Here is a 23,036-nt window from a genome sequence, read left to right on the forward strand (position 1 = left end):
GAAGAATGCGGGAATCGCGATGGAACTCCGCCCACAGGAGGCGCTGGCTCCGGTGCACAGCCAATGGCCCCGCTTTGAACCGGACGAGATTGAGGCTGCCACGCTCGTTTTGAGATCGGGGCGCGTGAACGGCCTGGTTCACGGCGAAAAGACAGCCGCATTTGCGCAGGCATTCACGCAATACTGCGGTGCCAAGCATGGCTTCTGTGTCGCGAACGGCACGCTTGCTCTCGAAGTGGCACTTCGAGCGCTTGGAATTGGCCAGGGGGACGAGGTAATCGTTTCCGCACGCTCGTTCTTCGCGTCTGCAAGCGCCATTCTGGCGGTCGGAGCAAGACCGGCGTTTGCCGATGTGTCGAGCGACAGCCAAAATCTGGATCCCGCATCGGTCGAAAGGCTCGTCACCGACAGGACCAGAGCCATTTTATGCGTCCACCTCGCCGGCTGGCCCTGCGAAATGACCGCGCTTCAGGAAATCGCCGACGCACACGATCTGCTTCTCGTCGAGGACTGCGCACAGGCCCACGGGGCGTCAATCGCTTCAAAACGCGTCGGTTCGTTCGGCGACGCAGCGGCATTCTCTTTTTGCACCGACAAGATCATGTCGACAGCCGGCGAAGGCGGCCTCGTGCTTTTCAAGGACGAGGCGCATTACGAGGCTGGTCGAAGCTACAAAGACCACGGCAAGAATTTCGCCAAGATGAGCGATGGGCAGGGAGAACCGGGCCAATTCCGCTTTATCCACGATCTGCCGGGATCGAACTTTCGCCTAACCGAATTCCAGGCCGCCATCGGCCTGCGGCAGCTGGAGAAGCTCCCGATCTGGCTAGAGCAACGCTCGAAAAATGCCGAGGTGCTCCTCTCAAGATTTGCCGGCGACGAAAGACTGCGGCTTCCCCTGCCCGCACCGGAAATCAACCACGCATGGTACAAGTTCTACGTGCAGCTCACCCTTCCCGAGGATGTCGAGGGTTATCGAGCGCAGGTGATCAATCGATTGCATGCGAGCGGAATTCCGGCAGGAAGCGGTTCCTGCCCGGACATGAGCCGGGAAAAGGCATTTGCGGGAATGGAGGTGATAGCAGACGGCCAACTTCAGGTGGCTCGTGAACTTGGAACGCGTACAATCATGGTCCCTGTCGACCACACCTTGTCGCAGCATGACATGCACCGCATCGCCGACGCGCTGCTCGCGGCGCTGGAGGAGTAAAGCCGTGACAGCGAGAAACGAGCTGCCTCATTTCATCGTCATCGGAGCGGCGAAGGCGGCTACGACCTGGATCCAGACGCAACTGCAATCGAACCCCGCGATCTTCATGCCCGACCCGGAGCCTCACTTCTTCTCGCGAGAATATCATCAGGGTGAAGCTCACTACCGAGCTTGGTTCGCGGGAGCGCCTGCAGGGGCCACCATTCTGGGCGAGAAGTCTGCAGACTATCTTTCCGATCCGCGAGTCCCCTCACGGATTGCCGGCTTGGTTCCGAATGCAAGATTGGTGGTCCAATTGCGCAATCCGATCGAGCGCGCCTATTCCGACTATAAGATGTATTTTCGACGAGGCCTGGTCGACGGTACGCCGGAAAAATACCTTTCATTCCCGAACAATGAGTATCCCCGCTTTCTCCTCGATGGCCTCTATGGGCAGCACATCCGCGGTTGGCTGGATCATTTCCCACGAGAGCAGATCCTGGCCTTTCGTTTCGAGGATGTGAAATCGGATCCGCGCACCATCGTCGAGCAGGTATCTCGACACATCGGCGTTGATCCGGTGTTCGACCACGATCTTGCAAAAAGGCGTGAGAACGACAGCAAAGCCCGCATACTCCCCCTTCCCGTCCGCAATCTGCTCGCGCCGCTCAAGGAAAGCGCGAAGCCTTTTCGCGGGCGTCCCTGGTTCGAAAACGCTCGTTCGCTTCTCGCTCGCGAAATAGTTTACCCGCCCCTATCCGATAATCTGCATTCGGATCTTGAGAACTTCTATCGGGAAGATATCCGGCAAACCGAAGTCCTTCTCGGACTCGACCTTTCGGACTGGCGCGCCAAACGCGAAGACGGCAACAAGGCCGAAGCCGCTTGAGACACCTATTCGGTCTGGCTAATCCAAAAGAATGGAAGCGATTCACCTAAAGGGTCGAAGCAGAGACGATTGAATCTGAAACTCACCAAATGCGCACACACTTTGCGGCCGAGTTGGTCTAGCCTTGGCAGCAGAAAACGGGCGGGAGCCAACTCTCGGGGAGGTCACAATGGGATGGATCGCAGCTAGAGCGCGAGTAGCGCTAATCCCCATCGCAATGGCTATGTCATTAGCAGGCTGCAGCAGCGGCCTTGCGAGCCTCGAGCCAATTCCTGCGGCGCCGGTCGGTCCCCAGCAGGTGGAAACCGGCGACAGTATCCGGATTGCCATAGACGACATCGACAACACGGATGGCGAGTACACCGTCAGTGGGGCAGGCACGATCTCCCTTCCCTACATCGATGAGTTGCAGGTTCGCGGCCTCACCATTCCGCAAGTGAAGGAAAGGATCGAACAGGCTTACCGGGCGGCTGGCATCTTCAATGAACCGGAAGTCAACGTTCAACCCGCCCAGTTGCGCCCATATTACGTACTGGGTGAGGTAAACCGCCCCGGTGAATTCGAGTATCGTCAGGGAATGACGGTTCAGGCTGCGATTGCGGCCGCGGGCGGCTATACCTACCGGGCGAAAAGCGACGAGGTCGAGATTACCCGGACAATCGATGGGCGCGATGTGGTCGGCACCGCGACCAACCAGACGCCGATCACACCGGGCGACCGAATCCGCGTTCTCGAAAAATGGTTCTGAAGAACTTGCAAAGCGTCCCGATCAAGGCGCTCGCGGTCATCATCGCCGCTACACCAGCCACGCTAAGCGCGCAATCCATGCCGGATGTTGCGCCTGCCATCCCGCGCGACGATCCGGAGTTCGACCCGGCGCCAATCTTCCTCGGTACGGTCGAACTCAGCGTCGAAGGTGATGTCCGGATCGAATACGACGACAATGTCTTCGCGCTGCCGGACGATCCGACGAGCGATGGCGTATTCGTCCTTTCGACCCAAACCGAACTGACCCATCGAACCGGAGACGTCACAACGAGCTTCGTCGCTGGCATCACAGCACGACGATTCATGGATCAGATTCAACAGAACTCCGACGCCGCGCTATTCAGACTCGGTTTGACTTGGGAACCTCGCGAGGCCGAGACCTTAAGCCTTGGTGCAAGTTGGGAACGCGCCATAGAGGACAGGGGCGACCCGGAGGCACGCCAATCGACTGCGCTGGGCCCGAGGCAAATCGATATTTCATCTGCGCGCGTCGGTTATCGCCGAGCGCAGGGCAAACTGCTGCTCGATGTCGGCGCCGAAGCGACCAAGTTCGACGCGCGAGCGCCAATCGATGATGATCGCGACTTCACCGTCTACGGCGGAACCGCAAAACTCGGCTTCAAAGTCGGAGGGCGGATGTTCGCGACAGCTTCAGCATTCGTTACCAAACGCGATTTCCGTTTAGCGGTATCCAGCCAGGGGATCGATCGCGATGCGACTATTTACGGCGGGCGCGTTGGCGTCGAGATACTGCCCGGTGGATTCTTCGAAGGATCGATCTCCGGCGGCGTGTTTAGGAGCGAGCCTTCCGATCCTCTTCTCGACGCACGCACCGGGCTCTCGTTGGAGGGAATGCTCACCTATCGACCAACACGCCGGATGGCGTTGATTCTCGACGCTTCGCGGGGAGACGTGGCAACTTTTCGGGGTGGTGCAAGCGGCCGAACCGACACGACCGTAAGGATAACCTGGCAGCAGGAAATCCGTCACAACCTCTTCTCCAGCGTCAGCGTCGGCTATCGCGACAGCGCATTCGTCGATGCTGCGATCAGCGAACAGACGGTGATTGCACGGGCAGATGTCGAATATTTGGTCGGCCGCAATCTCTCGCTGGTCGGACAGCTCGGCTACGGATCGCGCGATAGCGACTTGCCGCTTGAGCAATTCGATCGTTTTCGGGGCAGTCTCGGAATTCGCTTTCGATTCTAGGAAGTATCTCAGCGAGCTATCAATTCGCGATACACCTCCAAGACCTCGTTCACATGGCGCTCGCGCGAGAATTTTTCGCGCGAGACGCGCTTGGCCCTTTCGAGCATCGAATGCCGTCGCTCATCGTCGTTCAACAGCTGGATCGCTGCCTCGGCCATTGTCTGAGCCTTTAGATCCGGCACCAGCACGCCGCATTCGCCGGCCAACGCTTCGGGATTTCCTCCCGAATTCGTTGCAACGACAGGGGTCCCCACCAGCATCGCTTCCACCAACGTGCGCCCAAGCGGTTCGTCGATCGCAGGGACCAATAAGAGATCGCACCCGCTCATCCACTCATGCCCCGGCGACCGGTATCCAACGTCCAAAGCCAGCCCCTTACTCTCGGCGATCTTGCCGGCGATGGACAATGCTTCGATTTCATTGGTCGCTTCACCGAAAAGCAACCCCTTGACCGGACGCGATGTCAGCTTGCTCAATTCGACAACGGCGTCGACGAAGGCGAGCGGGCGTTTTCGATCGATAAACGTGCCGAAATACCCGCATATTATTGTGTCTTCGGCCAACCCGAATTCATTGCAAATCCGCTTTCGCGCAAGCTCGCGGTCCACACTGATCGAAACGTCGAATGGACTGTGGACTACCCTTGCTTTGCCGGACGCGACCAATTCCTGGGTCGGCATCGCAAAAGAGGAGACAGTGATGATGCGGTCCGCGAGCCAGCGCGCGACATGGCGTGAACCACGTGCATTGGGATTGCCGCGATGATGCCAGAGCAGCTTCTTGTTCGCGAGCTTGGTTGCCAAGGCCCAGGTCGCGTGCGTGCGTCCGTCGTTTGTGTGCACGATATCGATGTCGTTCTCTTTGAGGAACGCACAACGTTGCCGCAATCCTGTTAGCGTGCTCAGAGCGCTCTTTATTCCGAAAGGTTCTCCGGCTTTGAATGGTGTCTTCGGCGGCGCGGGATCACTGACTTGCTCGAATGCGCTGTAATGCTCGGCCAGCCTGCCGTCCGGTACTTCAAGACCGACGATGATGCGAACATTTGCGGGATCGAGGCCTTCGAGCAAGCCAAGCAGCGAGACATGGCTTCCCCCCATCGTATCCCCGGCCATTGGATAGAATACCGTCAGGCGCCGATCCGAGACAGGCACCGCCCCAACGCTGGCTCCGGACTTCGATCGGGAGGATGCGGCGGAGGCTTGCATCACCGTTGCAACTCTTTTTCCCGAAATGCGAGGAATGCCTCGAAACGCGATATTCCGTCACCGTCGGGGATCTCCCAGGAATCCGCCCGGTTCGGGTCTGCGCCTGATTGACGCTCCCAATCGTCGTCCATTCCATCCTGATCTCGGTCCGGGTAAGCCTTCGCGCCGCTCGATTGCGCGAAGTTGCGGGGAAGGTAGCCAATACGTCCCGAGCGGGTCCTGATCTCGTCCACAACCTGGCGGTCGATTGCGTCGCGCGGGTATGCTCCCGCGCCTTTGAGCACGATCTCGGAGGCGGTTGTTGCCGCGATGGGGGCAAGCGTGAGCTTGCATGGTGGGGCATCGGTCAGGACCTCGATTGCATTCGCGCTTATCCGGGTGAATTCCCCGACAAACCGGTTCTCCGCAGCGAATATCTTCGCCCTTCCGGTCGACCCTCGGTGATCGTTCTCGATGCCTACGCTCGACGGGCGGGTGTCCGGCCCAGCGATAAAGCTGTTGCCAACAATGGAAATGGGAGTGCCGCCTTCACCTTCCCACACTTCCGCAAATTCGGATTGCGCGTTGTAGAATTGGTTATTGATCACCTCCACGCAGGAGCCGGGTGGAAAATTGGCGTCGGGATTGCGATCGCCATTGTGGGCGCAGACGTTGCCGACGAAGCTCAGATTGACCGGGTCGACCGGATCGCTGGCCAGAAGCGCACATTTGTCGTGACGCGGCACGCCGTACGAAAAAATCGAGTGGCTGATCGTGATGTTGTCGTTGTTCCCGTGTCCATTGATGATTTCGTCACGCGCTCCTGAAGCACTGACATGATCGATGATCACGTTGCGACTATTTTCGATCGTGATGGCGTCTTCTGCCCGGCGGTCGCCCCCATCGCGATCAAGGCGAACACGGATATGCCGAACGATCACATCATGCGTGTTCTTTATCACCAGGGGTGTTCGACCGTCATTCCCGCCGGAATGCGTGAGCGTGATGCCGACTCCTGGTGCCGTCTGCCCGGCGATCGTGAGATAGGGCTGGCGAATGATAGGCGGACGCCCGGTAAACCTGATCACGCCATCGACGCGGAAGACGCAAACCCGCGGACCTGAGGCCTCGACGCATGCCCGATAAGATCCGGGTCCGCTGTCACGCAGGTTTGTCACCGCGATTATCGCGCCGCCCTCGCCGCCGCGACTGGAGGCCCCATATCCGATCGCTGCTGGGAAAACGGCCGCATGCGGAGGAGCGGAAGAAATATCGGTCGCCTCCACTTCCGGGAATTCGGGCGACTGGTTTGCGGCGTTCGAACAGGACGCTGCCGCGAGCGCAATCAGCAAGACTGCAAGCTGGACCGAGGCAGCAAATTTACCCGGAATAGAGGAATCCAACCTGTTCAAACCGTCCATCGTCTCGGCGCGTCCGCTCGACTGGCGCGTCTCTCAGAAATCTCAAAGATCACTCATGATTACGCTTCGCTTTCCTCCGTCGACAGTCCTCAATTAGAGATGCACAGCTGCCCCCAACCGCCAAATGATGTACTGCCAATGCCCCAGCCGTTGGCCCTAGGTCCCTTTGCCAAAGCGCAAATATCGGGGCACTGTCGGGGGATGTTAACTGCGACGGAGCAGCGGGGTCTTGGACTGGAAATTGGTGGAAGGCCACTTCCGCCCGCGGCCTATGCGCCAGATGGATTCGCAACGATCTACTCGGCGGCGCGCTGGATAGTCCTGATCGCCTGCTTCTTCTTGTCGTGGCAGTTGGTGCGCATACCCGCGCTCAACTTCACGTTGTCGGATGGTGCCTTTATTCTCGCGCTCGTCGCCCTTTTGCTTGCGGGCCGCCTGAACCCGGCATTCTTCGGGCGCCTTACCTCGCTTTGGATGGTGGGTGTTTTGATGCTGATCGGGGGGCTCTTCGTTGGTTCGATCGTCCACGATCAGACGCTGCGGTGGTCCATCGTCGCGAGCCAATATTTGATCGTCTTCCTGTTTGTCCCACTCGTCCTGACGAGTTTCGATCGCGATTTCCTCGGCAAGGCGACCCTTGCGTTCACTTATGGCGTCGCGACTTCACAGGTGCTGGGCATCATTGCCCTGAAATGGTTCGGTTACGATGCGGTGGTGCCCTATGTCGGACGAACGGTCGTTCGTGGAAATGATCGTATCGGTGCGATGACTGCCGAACCCAACGCCAACGGGGCAGTATGCGTTTTCGCTCTGGTTTTCCTCGTCTTGGCAATGATCGACCGCCGCATTCATCCGTTCCTTGGTGCGCTCATTGCTGCGATTGTCGGCGCCGGCCTGCTATTCAGCGCCAGTTTCACGTCGCTGCTTGCACTCGCCGCTTCGCTCGGTCTGATCGGGATCCTGACCTGGTCGAACGGATTCAAGTCGATCGGGATGCCGCTGCTGGTCATTGCAGTGCTCTATATCGGACTGGGTGGGCCTCTGCCTCAGATCTTCGTCGAACGGGTGGCCGAGGCGGTCGTCGGGCTGGATTTGAGCAAGGCGGGCACTTTTGCAGGTCGATCGGCTCTCATCGCCGAGGCTTGGACACTTGCCGATCCTCACCTCCTTATCGGCATGGGTGTCGACAAGTTTCGCGAAGCGAGCATCCACGGAGCCCCCGTTCACAATCTCGCTCTGTTGTTGTTGAATGAAGGGGGCGCGATTTCCCTTATCGGTCTCACAACCCTCCTACTCTGCCTGTTTTCTGCTTCGATCATGGTCGGCCGTACGGACCATGTGGGCGGGGCGGCGTGCTTCGCGGTTCTTGTCGTGATCCTGCTTTACACGATGTCTTTGCCGCACATGTATGCCAGGCACTGGTTCGGTCCGGTGGTTCTGACTTTTTCCTTCTATATGGCGACGAAACGGTTGCCGTTTTCCCCTCACCCGACATCTCAGGATGTTCATTCGCCACACGGACCTGGCTTGCAGCCCGGATCGGTGCCGAAATGAGCATAACCGCGTCTGAAGGAGGGGTGCCTGCGAAGAGGCCCGGGTCGGTTTCGAACGAAGCAAGTGCAGCGCGGGGAGAAGGAGGCAAAAAACTCCTGCGCCAGCGTTTCGAGAGCCTGCTCCATTTGCTGGGGGGCAATGTCGGCGTTGCAATCATCATGTTCGGGAGCATTTCGCTCGCGGCACGCGCCCTTGGCCCAAAAGACTTTGGTGCCTTCGTTCTGATTCTCGCTATCGGTCGAGTGAGCGAGCGTCTTTTGCGGTTCGAATCCTGGCAACCGCTGGTCCGCTTTGTCGCTGCCGAGGAAATCACGGGCGACGGCTCGAAAATCGCTCGCCTGTATGCCTATGGCTTGCTGCTGGACATCGGCGCCGCTGCCGCAGCAGCTCTGGTCGCCATTGCTGCAGGATTCCTGATCGGCCCCTTGATCGGGCTTGAGAGCGACCAGTCCGGGCTTGTAGCGATCTACGCTGTGGCAATTGCGTGCAATATTCGCGGCATGTCGAGCGCTGCTTTGCGCATGGCAGGCAAGTTCAAGACGCTGGCCTATATCCAGGCAATTTCCGGTCTGGCGCGACTGGGAATTGCATTCGTACTTCTGGTCAACGGATTCGGGCTGTTAGGCTTCGTGGTCCTGTGGGCTGCGATGCAGATTTTCGACGCGGCAATATTCAATGTGATGGGCTGGCGGAGCTTGAAGGAACAGAGCGTTCCCAGCCTCTTTTCGGTAAGCTGGCGCGGCCTGCCGGAAAGCTTCCCAGGCTTTTTGAAGTTCGCATTCTCGACCAATCTCTCCTCTACCTTGCGAACTCTCACGCATGAGGCAGATACCTTGCTCGTCGGTTTCTTTGTCGGGCCGGCCGGGGCCGGCCTTTACTTCCTCGCGAGGCGTATTGCGAAAGTTGCCCAGCAGGTCGGCGATTTGGTGCAGATGATAGCCTATCCCGACCTCGCGCGTTTGTGGGCACGCGCGGACCTCAGGGACTTCTCGCGGATCGTGAAATGGGTCCAGGTGCTTCTCGGCGGGTTTGCAGTGGCGGCGATCGTTGGAATCTGGCTGCTTGGCAAGCCGATCCTCGGTTTCGCTTTCGGGCCTGAGTTTGTGGCTGCCTTCCCATTGTTGATAGCGCAGTTGGTCGCGGTGATGCTCATCCTGCACGCTGCGCCTTCGCGGTCCGCCTTGCTCGCAATGGATCGCCCGACATTCGTGCTTGCCGTCGCCGCTCTTTCGACGGCCATTTTCTTTATCACCGCTTTCGTAATGATCCCTCATTTCGGGGCGATCGGAGCAAACTTTGCGCATATTGCTTTTGGACTTGTGACCGCAGGGTTGCTCGATGCCACTCTCTGGCGGGACCTAAAGCTCGCCGGGAAGGAGGCGGAACGGTGAATATTGCCGTGTCGCAGATGGCCTCGGAAGAACGGGAAGCGTGGCCCGCTACTCAACCGCTCGAGCTTTGGTCGATCATCACCAGCCTGACGACCGGCGGGGCGGAGAGCCTTGTGTCGGGGTTGAACCGCTGTTTCGCCGACATGGGCGTGAATCACACCGTTATCGCTCTGTGCAATGCGAGCGCAGTCGGGAATTCACCCGAAACCGAGCGCCGAATGGCGACCCAGATCGCTGAGGATGGCGGACGCTTCGTTTCGCTCGATCTCAACCGTTGGCGCGATCCGATTTCAGGCATGCTTTCACTGAACAGACTACTTGGCCAGAATACGCCCGACATCGTTCACGCCCATACGGTCCGCGCGATACCGATGTTGGCATTATCCCGCTTTGACGGCCCCATTGTCTTCACCCATCACAACAGCCGGCTGTCGTTCCCCAAGGCCTTCTTCCGATACATCGACAGTGTGGTGGATGGCTACGTGGCGATCAGCGCCGAAACAGAAGAAATCTATAAATCGCAGTGCCGCACACCGGCTAGGCGTATCTCCAACGGTGTCTCAAGCAGCTTCCTTACGAAGACAGATCGCAGCGCGCCCAAAAAACCCCTTGGAATCATCAGTGTGGGGGCGATTTCCGAACAGAAGAACTATGACCTCCTGATCGCGACGGCCTGCGAATTGCATACGCGTGCTGAGGACCGCCCTCTTGCACGCTTCAAGATTGCAGGCGCGGGCGATGGTCTCGAAGGCCTTCGGCGGAAGGTCGAAAGCCTAGGCCTGAGCGAGGTTGTCGAGTTTCTCGGCGAGCGATCCGACGTCCCGGACTTGCTCGCGCAGGCGGATGTGTTTCTGAACACCTCCAACTATGAGGGCCAATCGGTAGCGATGCTCGAAGCGATGGCCATGGCATTGCCGGTGGTTGCAACCGACGTTCCGGGCAACCGCGACCTGATCTCGCACGAAGTTGACGGCCTCCTGATTGCTCACAACCAGCCGAAAGCCCTCGCGGATGCGATCATGCGTTTAGTCGGAGATCAGCAGCTCTATGCAGCCCTTTCTAAGGGTGCACGGGAGGCAGGTGAACTGCACTCGGTCGAAAAGACCGCAGCTATGCACCTTGAACTCTACCACTCGCTTGCCCCGAAAGGGTAATGCCTGAGCCGAAAGGGCTACGATTAATGCCCCGCCTGTCCCCCGTATGCCCTTTATGAATGGCGGTCGTTTGTCCGCATAATGCCGTGAACTCTCGCGCGAGCTACGGGGATCGCCCAACGCATTCTCATTCGCGCCTGGAATTGTTCGAGAACACGGGATGGATCAATGTCACAAGCGCTAACGCCGACACCGCAGCCTTCGGCTTCGCTTGCGCCCAATCTCCCCATCGATCCGCACGGAATGATGCCGGCCAACAATGCGCCGGTTACGCTACGCGATCTGATCCGCATTGCGAACCGACACAAGTTCATGATCATTGCCATCGTATCGATCGTGACGCTGTCGGTCCTCGCCCAGCAATTGCTATCGCCCAAGATCTATCGCTCAACGGCGCATGTGCAGGTTGAGCTCATCGACGAGGTCGGCCTGAACCAGGCAGATATCGGTTCTCGCAATAATCAGCGTGTCTCGAATTCCGTGCGCCTGCATCGCTCGCGTTCTTCTGCGGAGCGGGTTCTCGACGATCTTAATCTGCTTGAGGACCCTGCGTTCCTTAATGAGCTGCAGGACACGAGCGGAACGAGAGCAGAGCTTCGGCAGCGCGCCACGAACACGCTTTTGTCGATGATCGATGTGACGACCGAACCGAACTCCGACCTCTTGCAGGTTACCGTGTCGTCGCAATCGCCCGAACTTTCCGCCAAAATTGCAAACCAGCTACCGGAGTCGGTGGGGACGGTTCGAAATTCGATTGTCAACGAGCGCCGCGCGGAGCTTTTGGAAGAACTGCAAAGAGAGCTTAGCGAACGAGAGCGTACCGCGCTCGAAGCCTCCAAGAAGGTCGCCGATTTCCGGAAGGAAAACAGGATGCTTGTCGGCGCAGGAGGAATTGAGGATTTCTCCCAACTGAACCGCATCGCGGCGGCATCGGCTACTGCAAGTTCGGCTCGCGCAGGTTCGGCCGCACGGGCAAGCGGGGTCTCCGCAGCATCCTCGATATCGAGCACCGCGCAGGCAAGTTCTCCGGCACTCGAACAGCTGCAACGCCAGCGGGCGCAGCTGCTCGCCGAACAATCGCGAATGGCTCCCAACTTCGGACCGAACCATCCGGATATGGTCCGCGTGACTTCAGAACTTTCGGCTGTTGAGGCCAATATCGACATCGAGCGTCAGCAGGCTCGTGCTGCTGCTGCAGAGGTGAACGCCGCGAATGCGGATCGGATGGTGGGACTGGCCCAGAGCGAAGCATCCCGGGATGCCGCAACCGCCGCGCGCCTCGCTGGAATTGCGTCTACTCTCGAGAATCGGGCCTTTCAGAATGTCGCCAATTCCGTCGAACTGAACGAGCTCGTCCGGACAGCGGAACTTGCCGACGAAGCATTCCAGTCCATTGCCGCACGTGTTGAGCAGGTTCAGGCACAAATGCAGCTTGAAGGGGTGTCGTCCTCGATGGTCTCGCCTGCTGTGCCGAGTTTCGATGCGGTATCGCCAACTCCCATCAAGACTACGCTCTTTGCCCTTCTGGCGTCGCTTACTATGGGATTCATGGTCGCGTTCACGCGAGAATTCCTGGATGACCGGCTGCGGACTGCAGCCAATATCAGTCGCTATTTCAATCTTCCGACATTTGGCATGTTGCCCTTGATGCCCAAGGAACTGTCCGAGGACGATCCGAACGACAACCCGGTCATCGAAGATCCGCATTCGCTCTTCGCCGAGGTAGCTCGGTCCGCATACAGCGACGTTCGCGGGTTGCGAGAGACCAGTGGGTCACAGGTCGTGTTGGTAACCTCGCCCCTGCCTGGGGATGGGAAGTCGACTGTGTCCGTTACTCTGGCAGCAGCCGGCACTGCGGTCGGTGACAAGACCCTGGTGCTTGATCTTGACCTGAGAAAACGAGGTATGGTTCAGCAGTTGCAGGATACGATCGATGCTCCCGATTTGCTCGATCTGATCGCTGGGAAGATTGAACTCGATACGTTGCTTCCGCTCACACTGAACACCTTGGAAAACGGGGATGTCGAATCTGAGCCGCTCAACGCAGTCAATGTCCTCAGCGCCAGCCGGAAAGTCGATCATCCAAACTCCATGATCGCGTCTCGCAAACTGAGCGAACTTATTACGGCCCTGCGCGAACGGTTCGACTTCATCGTAATCAACGCACCGGCAACGCTGGCCGTGCGCGATGCGCGGGCGCTGTGCGATTTTGCCGACCAAACCATCATGGTCGCGCGCTGGGGACGGACAACGAGTGAACAGATGCGCGCGGCGCTGCAACTGCTCAGCTTTCGCCCGAAAGGAGTGATCTTCGACCATGTCGATTACGCTGAACATGCGCGTCGTCGCTATGGTGATTCAGTTCAGTTCTACGTCGATTCTTCCGATTACTATTCGAGCTACTACGATCCGCCAACGCGCTTCGAAACTCTGAGAGAGCGAATTGCGCGGTTCTTCGGCAAGGCTAACCGTGCGGCCTGAATCCCGATCTTGAAGGAGGGGCCTGAGCCATGGGCAACCTGATGTCGAGGATCGCCGCTGCGGGGCTCCTGCTTGCCGCCGCTCCACTGATCCTAGTTCTGGCGCTGGGGGTGCGCATTTCCATGGGTTCGCCCGTATTGTTCCGCCAGCGAAGAGCGGGTCTCAACGGAAGTTCCTTCGTCATGCTGAAACTGCGCAGCATGCGGGATAGTCGGGCCGATGATGGCTCGCTGTTACCGGACGAGCTGCGCGTAACCGCAATCGGTATGTTTTTGAGGCGCAGTCGGCTCGACGAATTGCCCGGCCTGTGGAACATAGTTCGCGGCGAGCTCGCCTTTGTCGGCCCTCGCCCTCTTTTACCGGAGACAATCGAGCAACTCGGCGCTCGCGGCGTCGAACGGGGAATAGTTCGTCCCGGCCTAACCGGTTGGTCGCAAGTCAATGGCAACACCTTGCTCTCGCTCGATCGCAAGATCGAGCTGGATCTTTGGTATGTCGAAAACCGGAATATTTGGCTCGATCTACAGATCCTCATGCGGACCTTCGCGGTCATGATCTTCGGTGAAAGAGAGACGCGCCCTGCGCTCAAGCCGAAAGGGACCAGCGATCGAACCTGAGCGGGAACGTCAGAGCTTAGTCTGCGCCCTGCCTCGTTACGATACGCAATTCGTCAAAGCTTGAGATCAGATGGGTGGCAGCATGATCGGAGCTGGGTGGCAGACCCGTATGTACCCGCCCCTCCCTCAGGATCTGTACCGTTTGCCAGCCTAGTCCCTTCGGCGCGAGGAAGTCCTTTGCTGCGTTGTCGGCTATGTAGACGTGTTCGCACGCTGGAAATCCGGTCGAATTCTGCACATGCTCGAAGGCGCGCGGATGGGGCTTGCCAAAGCCTTCCGGCCACTCGCCGGTAAGAACTATGTGATCGATCCGTCCCGCCAGTCCGAGAGCCGCGACTTTGGCCTTCTGAGTTTGACCTGGACCGTCACTGATCAATCCTGTCGGAGCTGATCCAAGCTGCGACAGGAAGCGCTCGACGTCCGCGCAGAGGCGTATGTCCGGCCGATGTCGGCGGTATGCATCGACCATCTCCCCGATAAGGCCATCAGGAGGAGTGACACCGAGTTCGCGCAAGGCGAGATCGAAGATATTCCCGCGCGCTCCCGCAAGGAGCAATGCCGCGCAAATCTGCGCGAATGCGTCGCCATCGAACCGGTCACCGAATTCCCGCCCGATGGCTGCAAAACCACTGCGCGCGAAATCTCGTTCGAGGTAGAGCGTATCGTCCATATCGAAGACCACCACTCTCGCATCGATCCGGACTCCCTCAACCACTGAAGATCGCCGCGTCGTAGCGTGTCATGAGGACGTCTGCGCGCCAATCATCGCTCGCGCATTCCGGCTTTCCCGTGACCCTTGCTAGGAGGCTTTCAGCGAAGCGGCCGCCAGCGTGATCGGCCAGCGGATATCCTCCGCCAAAACGCGCGTTTATCTCGAATACTCTAGGCCCGCGCTGATGGTCATCCACCAATTGGAAACACATCACGCCGGTCGGATCGGGCAACGCAGCGACGAGCTTCTCGGCGATCTCGCAGATATCAGGGCGCGAGACGGTACACCCTTTCTCGACTTCGCCGGCGCGAACCGAAAGGCGCTTGTGCGGAATAGCAGCGACGAGTTCGCCATTCGCGTCGACGTAAATGTTGATTGTGAATTCGTCGCCCTGCAGAAACTCCTGCACGATCATGGGCTCGGGATAGTGTCGTGCGATCTGCGAAGGGTCCTCGATGAGACCGATCCCCCGGCTCGCGCTACCTCCGGAAGGTTTCATGAATACGGGCCATGACCACTCATCAGGTGCGCCGCGAGCGACTTCCGCCGAGGCGGTCTTTGGCACTGGGACACCGGCCCGACCCAATATCTCGGCAGTCTTGGCTTTGTCTCGCACGATCGCAATCGTGTCGGGACCACTGACATGCAACCAGGTCCCGATATCCGCAAAGCGCTTCCGCGCCTGGGCTAGAGGCATCAATTCAGGGTCTATCGTCGGTACGAGGATACGGATCGAATGTTCCCGGCAGTATTCGTAGAGAACGTCGATGTATTCCGGCGCGTCACAACGTGGAACTGCAAAGGAATGATCTGCATCATTGCATGCCGCACTCAATCGTGGATCCATATCGCACGCGTGCACATCGATCGTGAGACCGAGTTTTTCGGCGGCGACTCTGAAACATCGAGTCAATTCGACCCTGCGTCCGGCGGACGTGAAAAGGATCGGGAGCGTTGCGTCGCTCATTGTGCCGGATGTACCTCGTGAGCCTCGGTCACAATCCGATCCGATGAATTGCGGCCATCAGCAACTGCAGCGATGAGGCGATCCCATTTCCTCATCACATCGGCGGTAGCAAATCCTTTCACAGCTGCGGGCGCTTCCTCCGCAAGTTGGCGGCGCAGGGCCTCGTCGGAAATCAACCGATCCAGTGCCGCAGCGAGGCTCGCTTTGTTACCCGGAGATACGATCAAGCCGTTGCGCCCGTGCTTGACCATTTCGGAGGGGCCAAAATCGCAATTCGTCGCGATCACCGGCAAGCCTGCGGACATCGCTTCGCCGAGGACGTTGGGAAATCCCTCATAGCGTGAAGCGAGGACAAAGATGTCGCATTCCTCCATCCAACCGCCCGGTCGATCCGATACCCCGCGAAGATGTATCCGACCTGTCATGCCTCGTGACTCAATCTGCCTCTGGAGCGAGTGTCTTTCAGGCCCTTCGCCCCAGATATCGAGCGACCATTCCGTGTGTCGGGGCGCGATCCGGGCAAAGGCATCGACCAACAGGTCGAAACCTTTTTGTCGATCGAGCCTGCCCACCGCGGCGATCCTGGTTCCCCGACCGCGCTCTCGCCGGTCCATGGGCTTGATCGGATTGGGTATGACAGCGATCCTGTCCTGAGTAGCGGCAGGAAAACAACGACGTACACCATTGGTCTGGCAAACGATCGCATCGGCCCGACGATATGCAAAATGCAGCATCCTGTTCCACATCGGATGCGTTTTCTGCCGTTCCGGATTGTTTCGTTCGCAAGGAATCCAATCGAGATGCGTGCCTGTTTTGGCAATCGAGGCGAGCAAGTTGTTCTTGGTCAGAAACGAGACGAGAATGTCGGCTCTGACCGTTCGAAGCGCACGCGTCAGTCGGAGCAATCGCTGCAAGTATCCCGCCAACCCGGCCTTGGGGCAATCGAGCCGCCGAATCCTGACTGATGCCGGCAGCGGGTGAAAGATCTTATCCGCCGGAGCATCGAATGTGAAAACGGTTATCTCGTGGCCGCGATTAGACCAGTGCTCCGCCAGTTGCGCGATCACGCGCTCTGCTCCACCGGGGCCGAGGCCTGTAACAAGGATCGCGATCTTACGGGGGCTCAAAGCGCAAGGCTCCTGTAATTTATGAATTGGGGCCCAGCCTAGCATGACAGCGGGACGGAACACGCGAGTGCATTGGGTCTAACCCATTTGGGAACCTGCGCGGTTTCGTGATGAGCGCCGTCTACCCATCCAGAGTAGTTAACTCGTCATTGTCCTCGTAAGTGGCGGATGGCGGGGGCATCACAGTGATCGAACAGTATCGCGTCAACCGGAGATGTAGTGCGTGTCGGCCGTTGAAGACAAACCCTCGGTTGATCCCAAAGGCGCTGTATTGGGATATGCGTTGCTTGGCATGGTTCTTCTGGGACTGGCAGGCCGCTTGCTTGCCTATCCGCATAACCGCGACGAGAATATGTTCGTCTCTGTCGCCAGCCAGGTAGGAAATGGCGATCTCTATCGCGATCTGGGTTACAACCACCTGCCAAACCTCGCCTATTTGATGGCGGGTGTGTTTTCCCTCACGGGGACCGATCACTTCCTTTTCGTCGCGCGCCTTGTCGTTTTTTCGGGCTGGATTGCAGCCATCCTCGGGCTCTGGCTGATCGTCAGGCGATTGCGGTTGGGTGTTGAGGTGTTCTTTGCCGCCGCCGCGTTGATCCTCGGAAATGTGCTCTTGCTCGGCCCCTCGGGTATGCTCGCCTCTAACAATTTTCTGCCCATCCCCCTCGTCTTTTTCGCTTTTTACTTCCTCTTGGGAGCTCTTGACGATGAAATGCCGCGCAGCGGCAGCGCATTCCTTGCCGGAGTGTTGGTCTCATTGACAATCGGCATGAAAGCCAATTTCGTGATCGTGGCTCCCCTCTTCGCCCTTGCGACGCTCTTTTCCCCGCAGCAGAGATCATGGCGGGAAAGGATCATGCGATCGTTCGTGCCGCTCGCAATCGGCGGGGTGATTGGAGGCGCGCCTGTGCTCGTCCACCTTGCACTCGATCCTCAAGGATTTCTGGCGCACACCTTGCGGTACTTCACCGAATTGCAAACCGCGTATTGGCGGGACGCAGACGTTCCACAGACCGTAAATCCGGCCGAGAAGGTGCTTCTTGCCGAACTTATCTGGTTTCGTGGCACATTCATGCTGGCGATTGCGGCATCGGCAATCTTGACCGCAAAAATCCTTTTGAAATCCAGCTGGCGCTCGCTGCTAGACTGGCGTCTGATCGTGCTATCGAGCCTGCTGATCGGCGGCGGAGTGGTCGCGTTTGTACCGACTCCTTCATTTCCACAGTACTTCGTGCCCCCGATCCCCTTCCTCGTGCTGCTTTTTGTTGTGCTAGCAGATGTAGCGCGAGAGGACGGTCGCAACGCGATCCTTCCGATCATGGTAGCGGTGGCCTTGCTCGGAGTGCTCACGGGCGCATCCCGAATTGTGCCCGGACTCATGGAATTCCGCAAAACGTCTGCCTGGGAGACCTTGGCACTCAAAAGGGAGGTCATGAAGACGGCCGATGAAGCGGGCCTCGCCCGTGGTGCACGGGTTGCCACACTGACACCGGTCTTTGCCCTTGAGGGCGGGTTTTCGATCTATCCGGAATTCGCGGCGGGCCAGTTCGTGTTCCGTGTCGCGCCCTACATATCCGAAGCGGATAGAGTGTATTACCGCACAACCTCGCCTACTGGACTCGAGGCCTTTCTGGATGCGGATCAACCAGATGGGATATTGGTGAACCGCGCAGAGCCGATCGAGCGCGCGCTCGCCGATTATGCGAGATCACGGGGCTACGAAACCTATACCAATACCTCGGTTGCACAGGGTTTCGACCTCTATGTACCGGCAAGAAATATCCGCTCGCCATAACTAGCCACAAGGGTCAATTCGCTGGCTCAAGCAGCCTAATCCGGATGCCCCCTTCGAAGGAACGGGCCTCTCCCCTAGAATTCATGAGCATCTCGCAGGCGTCCGCGCCAACTTCACCTGCGCATCAAGGGGAAAGGCGATGAAGGTTGTCCTATTAGCTGGAGGGCTGGGTTCACGCCTGGCCGAAGAAACTACCCGGATTCCGAAGCCCATGGTCGAGGTCGCAGGGCGACCGATCATGCTCCACGTCATGGACATCTATGACCGCTTCGGTTTCGGAGATTTCATTGTCGCCTGCGGATACAAGGCGATGCTGATCAAGAAGTTCTTCCAGGATTTGCACCTGATGAACAACGATTTCACCATCGGGATCGGCGATGGCGAAATGAGCCTGAAACCAACCAGCAAGCTCGACTGGCGCGTGTCGGTGGTGGATACCGGGCTAACGACCATGACGGGCGGCCGCGTCCGGCGCCTCCGCGACTGGATCGGCGACGAACCTTTCATGGTCACCTACTCCGACGGTGTGGGAAATATCGATATCGGGAAGCTGGTCGAATTTCACAACTCTCATGACAAGCTGGCAACCGTCACTGCGGTCCAGCCGCCTGCCCGCTTCGGCAACCTTGAACTCACGGGCGATCAGGTGACCGAGTTCACCGAGAAGGTGCGCAAGCATGAGACGTGGATCAATGGCGGCTTCTTCGTCTTCGATCCGGGCGTGCTTGATTACCTCACCGGAGACGACGAACCGCTAGAGAAAGAGCCGCTGACCAAGATTGCGCGTGACGGCCAACTGATGGCTTTCAAACATCATGGATTTTGGCATCCGATGGACACAATCCGCGACCGCGAGACGCTCGAAAAGCTCGGCGCGCAGGACCTGCCACCATGGATGGATTTCGAGCATGGTAAGGCGGTCACCAGCACCGACATGCCCTCCGAACTGATGAGCGCCTGAGTAAATGTCGGACGCGGCCTTCAAGACGACAGCCGATGCGTTTCGTGGGAAGCGCGTGCTCGTTACCGGGCATACGGGCTTCAAGGGCGGCTGGCTGTCGCTGTGGTTGTCCGAGATGGGTGCGGAGGTAACAGGGGTTGCCCTTCCTCCGCCCGATGGGCCGTCCTTGTTCGAAAGCGCGGGGATCAAAGATGTCGTGGATCACCGCCTTGCGGATATTCGCAACGTGGAGGAATTCGAGCGTGCGACCGCCGATTGCGATCCCGAGCTGGTCATCCATATGGCGGCTCAGTCGCTCGTCCGTCCTTCCTACGAGGATCCGATCGGAACGATCGCCACCAATGTGACTGGCACTGCGGTCGTCCTTGACCGCGCGCGCCGAATGTCACGCCTGAAAGGCGTGATCGTGGTGACCAGCGACAAGTGTTACGAGAACCACGAATGGGCCTGGCCCTATCGCGAGAATGACCAGCTGGGAGGCGCCGACCCTTACAGCGCTTCCAAGGGCTGTACCGAGATTGTCGCAAACGCGTTCAGACAATCCTATTTCTCCGCGCCGGGCAGCGCTCCTGTCGCCACCGTGCGGGCTGGAAACGTGTTCGGCGGCGGCGATTGGGCGGTCGATCGCCTGATACCCGACATTATCCGCGCCACGCTTTCCCGGTCAAAGGTGACAATCCGCAATCCGTCAAGCGTGAGGCCGTGGCAACACGTGCTCGAACCGCTCTCGGGCTATCTTGAGCTTGGCGCGCATCTGATGTCCGGTGATGGCGATGACTATGCCGAAGCGTGGAATTTCGGCCCCCCTTCAGATGCGTTCATGGAAGTCGATACTATCGCCAGGGGCCTCCAACGCCACTGGGGGGAAGGTGCCGCTGAGATCGAATTCGGCAAAAGAGACGGCGATCCTCACGAAGCAGGAATGCTCACTCTCGACAGCAGCAAGGCGCGGCAGCGGCTTCACTGGAAGCCCATGCTTTCGACCGAGCAAGCCATAGCAATGACCGCAGAATGGTATCGCGCTTTCGCCGATGGAAATGCCGACATGGGCACCGTCACCCGAACACAGATCCGGCACTATGAAAACCTCACTGCCAAGTCCCAACCTCAGGAAGAAAAGCTCACTCTATGCGCGTAAATTACGGACAGACCGTTCACGGCGAGGAAGAGATCGCGGCCGTCGTCGATGTGCTTCGCACCTCCACCCAGATGGGTCCAAAAGTGCGGGAGATGCAGGAGCGCGTCTCCGCCCTTTTCGCCAAGGATCACGGTATCATGGTCAATTCCGGATCCTCGGCCAACTATCTGGCCATGGAGCTTCTGAACCTGCCAGAAGGCAGCGAGGTCATCACCCCGGCCCTTACCTTTGCGACCACTGTGGCCCCGATCGTGCGGAGCCGGCTGGTTCCAGCCTTCGTCGATGCGTCTGAGGGCACTTACAATATCGACGTCGAACAGATCGAGGCGATGATCGGGCCGAAGACGAAAGCGATGATGATCCCCTCGCTGATCGGCAACCTGCCCGATTGGGACCGCATTCGCGAGATTGCCGACGAGCATGGATTGATGGTGATCGAAGATAGTGCGGATACCCTGGGGGCCACATTGCGCGGCTCCAGCACCGGCACGCGCTCGCACATTAGTACGACAAGCTTTTACGGCAGTCACGTCATCAATGCCGCCGGCAATGGCGGCATGCTGTGCGTGTCCGATCCCGAACTCGCAAAACAGGCGCTGCTCTTGCGATCCTGGGGGCGTTCGTCATCGCTGTTTGTGGAAGCGGCGGATTCAGAGAGCATCGAAAACCGGTTCAATATCGAATTGGACGGAATTCCCTACGATGCGAAGTTTGTTTTCTCCGACCTTGGCTACAACGTCGAGCCGTCCGAGATGGGCGCTGCTTTCGGGCTGGTCCAGCTTGGCAAGCTGGAGAAAAACATCGCGTTGCGCGAACACAATTACGCACGTCAGATCGAATTCTTCAGCAAGTATGAAGATTGGTTCGTATTGCCCCGGCAAATGGAACAATCGCGCACGGGCTGGCTCGCATTTCCGCTGACTCTGCGCGATGATGCGCCGTTCACGCGCCGCGACATGCAGATATTCCTCGAAAAGCGCGACATCCAGACCCGTGTGGTCTTCACTGGCAACATCCTGCGCCAACCGGCGATGCAAAACGTCGAGTGCAAGACGAGCGCCGAGGGCTACCCGGTTTCGGATGCAGTCATGCGCGGGGGCATCCTCCTCGCCTGCCACCATGGCCTGACCGACGAGCAGCTCGACTATCTGCATGAGTGTTTCGAAGAATTCGCCAGATCGACTTCCGCCCACAAAAACAGCGAGGCAATCCATGCTTGATCCGCAATCGACCCAGAAGATACCCAGTTCGACCATGGACAAGTGCCGCGCTTGCGGCGCGAAAGATCCGTACCTGTTCCTCGAGTATGGCGAGCATTCTCCGGCTCAGATGCTGGTCCGCCCGGAAAATATGGACGAGCCGCAGCCGTCCTTCCCGCTCAACGCTCAGGCATGCCTCGAATGCGGCCTGATCGCCGTCGCCGACCAGATCCCGGAGGACTTCTTCAAGCACTATCTCTACATGCCATCCGGCGCGGCGACGATGCACAACCACTTCGATGAGTTCTCGGGCGTGATTGCGGAGCGCGCGGGCACGCAGGAGCTGATCGTCGATGTCGGCAGCAATGACGGGCTCCTTCTCGCGGCGTGCAACGCTCGCGGCTGCACCACGCTGGGCTTCGATCCAGCTGAGAACATCGCCGCAATCGCTGCCGAGCGAGGCGTCGAAACCTATATCGACTATTTCCATCCGGCCTCTGCAAAGGACGTGCTCGGAAAATATGGTCCGGCGAAGGTCATCACCGCCACCAACACCTTCAACCATATCGGCGACCTCCATAACTTCATGGAAGCCGTCTGCATCCTGTTGACCGATGACGGGACCTTCATTGTCGAGGTTCCATGGGCGAAGGAAATGCTCGAGCGCGCCGAATTCGACAACATGTATCACGAACACGTCTCCGAGTTCAGCGTCCTGTCGATGGTAAAACTCGCGGAGGCATTCGGCCTCGAAGTCAGCGACGTGACATTCCTGAAGGGCATCCATGGTGGTTCGATCCGCGTTTTCATGACTCGCAAATCGGCAGCTTTCCCGATCGGCGAGAATGTCGCGAAGATGCTCGCCGAAGAAGCGGCCGTCGGCATGCTCGACAAAGCAACCTACGATGCGCGCAAGGCCGAATTCGACGCCACCGGCGAGGAACTGCGTCGGATCTTCGCTGAGCTCAAGTCACAGGGTAAGAAAATCGCCGGATACGGCGCATCGGCGCGCGGCAATACGACGATCACATATTATGGGATCGGCGCCGAACACCTCGACTTCCTGGTCGATAAGAACCCGCTGAAGCAGGGTCTCTATTCGCCGAACACACGTATCCCGATCAAGCCGGTCGAGGCGATCGAGCAAGAAAAGCCCGACGTGCTGTTCATGCTGGCATGGAATTTCTTCGACGAGATCTATGCACAGCAGGAAGCTTTTCGTGCGCGGGGCGGCCAGTTCCTGGTCCCGTATCCCAAACCGCGACTCGTATCCTGATCTC

At 58.6% G+C, this 23,036-nt stretch carries 19 protein-coding genes; 14 read left to right on the forward strand and 5 right to left on the reverse strand.

Features of this window, described 5'->3' with window-relative positions; genetic code table 11:
* Window positions 1–19: 19 nt before the first annotated feature.
* From ACI5KX_RS12260 to ACI5KX_RS12275, 4 genes are all read left to right on the forward strand, one after another.
* Window positions 20–1,210, forward strand: a complete 1,191-nt coding sequence (locus tag ACI5KX_RS12260; RefSeq protein WP_406810944.1) for a DegT/DnrJ/EryC1/StrS family aminotransferase — start codon at window positions 20–22, stop codon at window positions 1,208–1,210.
* 4 nt (window positions 1,211–1,214) lie between these two features.
* The gene (locus ACI5KX_RS12265; RefSeq protein WP_406810945.1) at window positions 1,215–2,078 is read left to right on the forward strand and encodes a sulfotransferase domain-containing protein; all 864 of its coding nucleotides are present in this window, start codon (window positions 1,215–1,217) and stop codon (window positions 2,076–2,078) included.
* Window positions 2,079–2,301: 223 nt separating this feature from the next.
* A complete protein-coding gene (locus tag ACI5KX_RS12270; protein WP_406810946.1) occupies window positions 2,302–2,826 on the forward strand; it encodes a polysaccharide biosynthesis/export family protein in 525 nt (174 codons plus the stop codon).
* A complete protein-coding gene (locus ACI5KX_RS12275; protein ID WP_406810947.1) occupies window positions 2,817–4,055 on the forward strand; it encodes an outer membrane beta-barrel protein in 1,239 nt (412 codons plus the stop codon). Before ACI5KX_RS12270 ends, ACI5KX_RS12275 begins: the two co-directional genes overlap by 10 nt.
* Before the next feature lie 8 nt (window positions 4,056–4,063).
* On the opposite strand, the gene ACI5KX_RS12280 is transcribed toward ACI5KX_RS12275, so the two are convergent.
* Together ACI5KX_RS12280 and ACI5KX_RS12285 are read right to left on the reverse strand one after the other, a co-directional pair.
* Window positions 4,064–5,260, reverse strand: a complete 1,197-nt coding sequence (locus ACI5KX_RS12280; protein WP_406810948.1) for a glycosyltransferase family 4 protein — start codon at window positions 5,258–5,260, stop codon at window positions 4,064–4,066.
* Window positions 5,260–6,525: a polysaccharide lyase family 1 protein gene (locus ACI5KX_RS12285; protein ID WP_406810949.1), complete on the reverse strand. Its 1,266-nt coding sequence runs from the start codon at window positions 6,523–6,525 to the stop codon at window positions 5,260–5,262. The genes ACI5KX_RS12280 and ACI5KX_RS12285 overlap by 1 nt, the downstream gene beginning before the upstream one ends.
* 336 nt (window positions 6,526–6,861) lie before the next feature.
* On the opposite strand from ACI5KX_RS12285, the gene ACI5KX_RS12290 reads away from it, so the two are divergent.
* From ACI5KX_RS12290 to ACI5KX_RS12310, 5 genes are all read left to right on the forward strand, one after another.
* Complete coding sequence (locus ACI5KX_RS12290; protein WP_406810950.1) at window positions 6,862–8,214, forward strand: hypothetical protein; 1,353 nt, start codon at window positions 6,862–6,864, stop codon at window positions 8,212–8,214.
* The gene (locus ACI5KX_RS12295; protein ID WP_406810951.1) at window positions 8,211–9,605 is read left to right on the forward strand and encodes a lipopolysaccharide biosynthesis protein; all 1,395 of its coding nucleotides are present in this window, start codon (window positions 8,211–8,213) and stop codon (window positions 9,603–9,605) included. The genes ACI5KX_RS12290 and ACI5KX_RS12295 overlap by 4 nt, the downstream gene beginning before the upstream one ends.
* Entirely contained in the window at window positions 9,602–10,759 is a 1,158-nt protein-coding gene (locus tag ACI5KX_RS12300) for a glycosyltransferase family 4 protein (protein ID WP_406810952.1), read from the forward strand. Before ACI5KX_RS12295 ends, ACI5KX_RS12300 begins: the two co-directional genes overlap by 4 nt.
* Window positions 10,760–10,927: 168 nt before the next feature.
* On the forward strand, window positions 10,928–13,240 hold the full coding sequence (locus ACI5KX_RS12305) for a GumC family protein (RefSeq protein ID WP_406810953.1): 2,313 nt from the start codon (window positions 10,928–10,930) through the stop codon (window positions 13,238–13,240).
* Window positions 13,241–13,269: 29 nt separating this feature from the next.
* Window positions 13,270–13,857 carry a sugar transferase gene (locus ACI5KX_RS12310; RefSeq protein ID WP_406810954.1) on the forward strand — a complete coding sequence of 196 codons (588 nt, stop codon included), beginning with the start codon at window positions 13,270–13,272 and terminating at the stop codon, window positions 13,855–13,857.
* Between the two features lie 16 nt (window positions 13,858–13,873).
* Here ACI5KX_RS12310 and ACI5KX_RS12315 read toward each other — a convergent pair whose 3' ends face one another.
* From ACI5KX_RS12315 to ACI5KX_RS12325, 3 genes are read right to left on the reverse strand one after another with little or no spacing between them, the layout of a single operon-like run.
* Window positions 13,874–14,572: an HAD family hydrolase gene (locus ACI5KX_RS12315; RefSeq protein WP_406810955.1), complete on the reverse strand. Its 699-nt coding sequence runs from the start codon at window positions 14,570–14,572 to the stop codon at window positions 13,874–13,876.
* Window positions 14,565–15,536, reverse strand: coding sequence for an ATP-grasp domain-containing protein (locus tag ACI5KX_RS12320; protein WP_406810956.1), 972 nt, complete (start codon window positions 15,534–15,536; stop codon window positions 14,565–14,567). The genes ACI5KX_RS12315 and ACI5KX_RS12320 overlap by 8 nt, the downstream gene beginning before the upstream one ends.
* On the reverse strand, window positions 15,533–16,708 hold the full coding sequence (locus ACI5KX_RS12325; protein WP_406810957.1) for a glycosyltransferase family 4 protein: 1,176 nt from the start codon (window positions 16,706–16,708) through the stop codon (window positions 15,533–15,535). Before ACI5KX_RS12325 ends, ACI5KX_RS12320 begins: the two co-directional genes overlap by 4 nt.
* A gap of 178 nt (window positions 16,709–16,886) precedes the next feature.
* Between ACI5KX_RS12325 and ACI5KX_RS12330 the strand changes: the two genes are divergently transcribed.
* The 5 genes from ACI5KX_RS12330 (at window position 16,887) to ACI5KX_RS12350 (ending at window position 23,032) form a co-directional block, all read left to right on the forward strand.
* A complete protein-coding gene (locus ACI5KX_RS12330) occupies window positions 16,887–18,458 on the forward strand; it encodes an ArnT family glycosyltransferase (RefSeq protein ID WP_406810958.1) in 1,572 nt (523 codons plus the stop codon).
* 139 nt (window positions 18,459–18,597) lie between these two features.
* Window positions 18,598–19,419, forward strand: coding sequence for a glucose-1-phosphate cytidylyltransferase (gene rfbF / locus ACI5KX_RS12335; RefSeq protein ID WP_406810959.1), 822 nt, complete (start codon window positions 18,598–18,600; stop codon window positions 19,417–19,419).
* Window positions 19,420–19,423: 4 nt separating this feature from the next.
* Window positions 19,424–20,557, forward strand: coding sequence for a CDP-glucose 4,6-dehydratase (gene rfbG / locus ACI5KX_RS12340; protein ID WP_406810960.1), 1,134 nt, complete (start codon window positions 19,424–19,426; stop codon window positions 20,555–20,557).
* Complete coding sequence (locus tag ACI5KX_RS12345) at window positions 20,548–21,777, forward strand: aminotransferase class I/II-fold pyridoxal phosphate-dependent enzyme (protein WP_406810961.1); 1,230 nt, start codon at window positions 20,548–20,550, stop codon at window positions 21,775–21,777. The genes rfbG and ACI5KX_RS12345 overlap by 10 nt, the downstream gene beginning before the upstream one ends.
* The gene (locus ACI5KX_RS12350) at window positions 21,770–23,032 is read left to right on the forward strand and encodes a class I SAM-dependent methyltransferase (protein WP_406810962.1); all 1,263 of its coding nucleotides are present in this window, start codon (window positions 21,770–21,772) and stop codon (window positions 23,030–23,032) included. The genes ACI5KX_RS12345 and ACI5KX_RS12350 overlap by 8 nt, the downstream gene beginning before the upstream one ends.
* Window positions 23,033–23,036 lie beyond the last annotated feature (4 nt).

The sequence above is a fragment of the Erythrobacter sp. GH1-10 genome (assembly GCF_045363165.1).
GTDB lineage: Bacteria > Pseudomonadota > Alphaproteobacteria > Sphingomonadales > Sphingomonadaceae > Erythrobacter.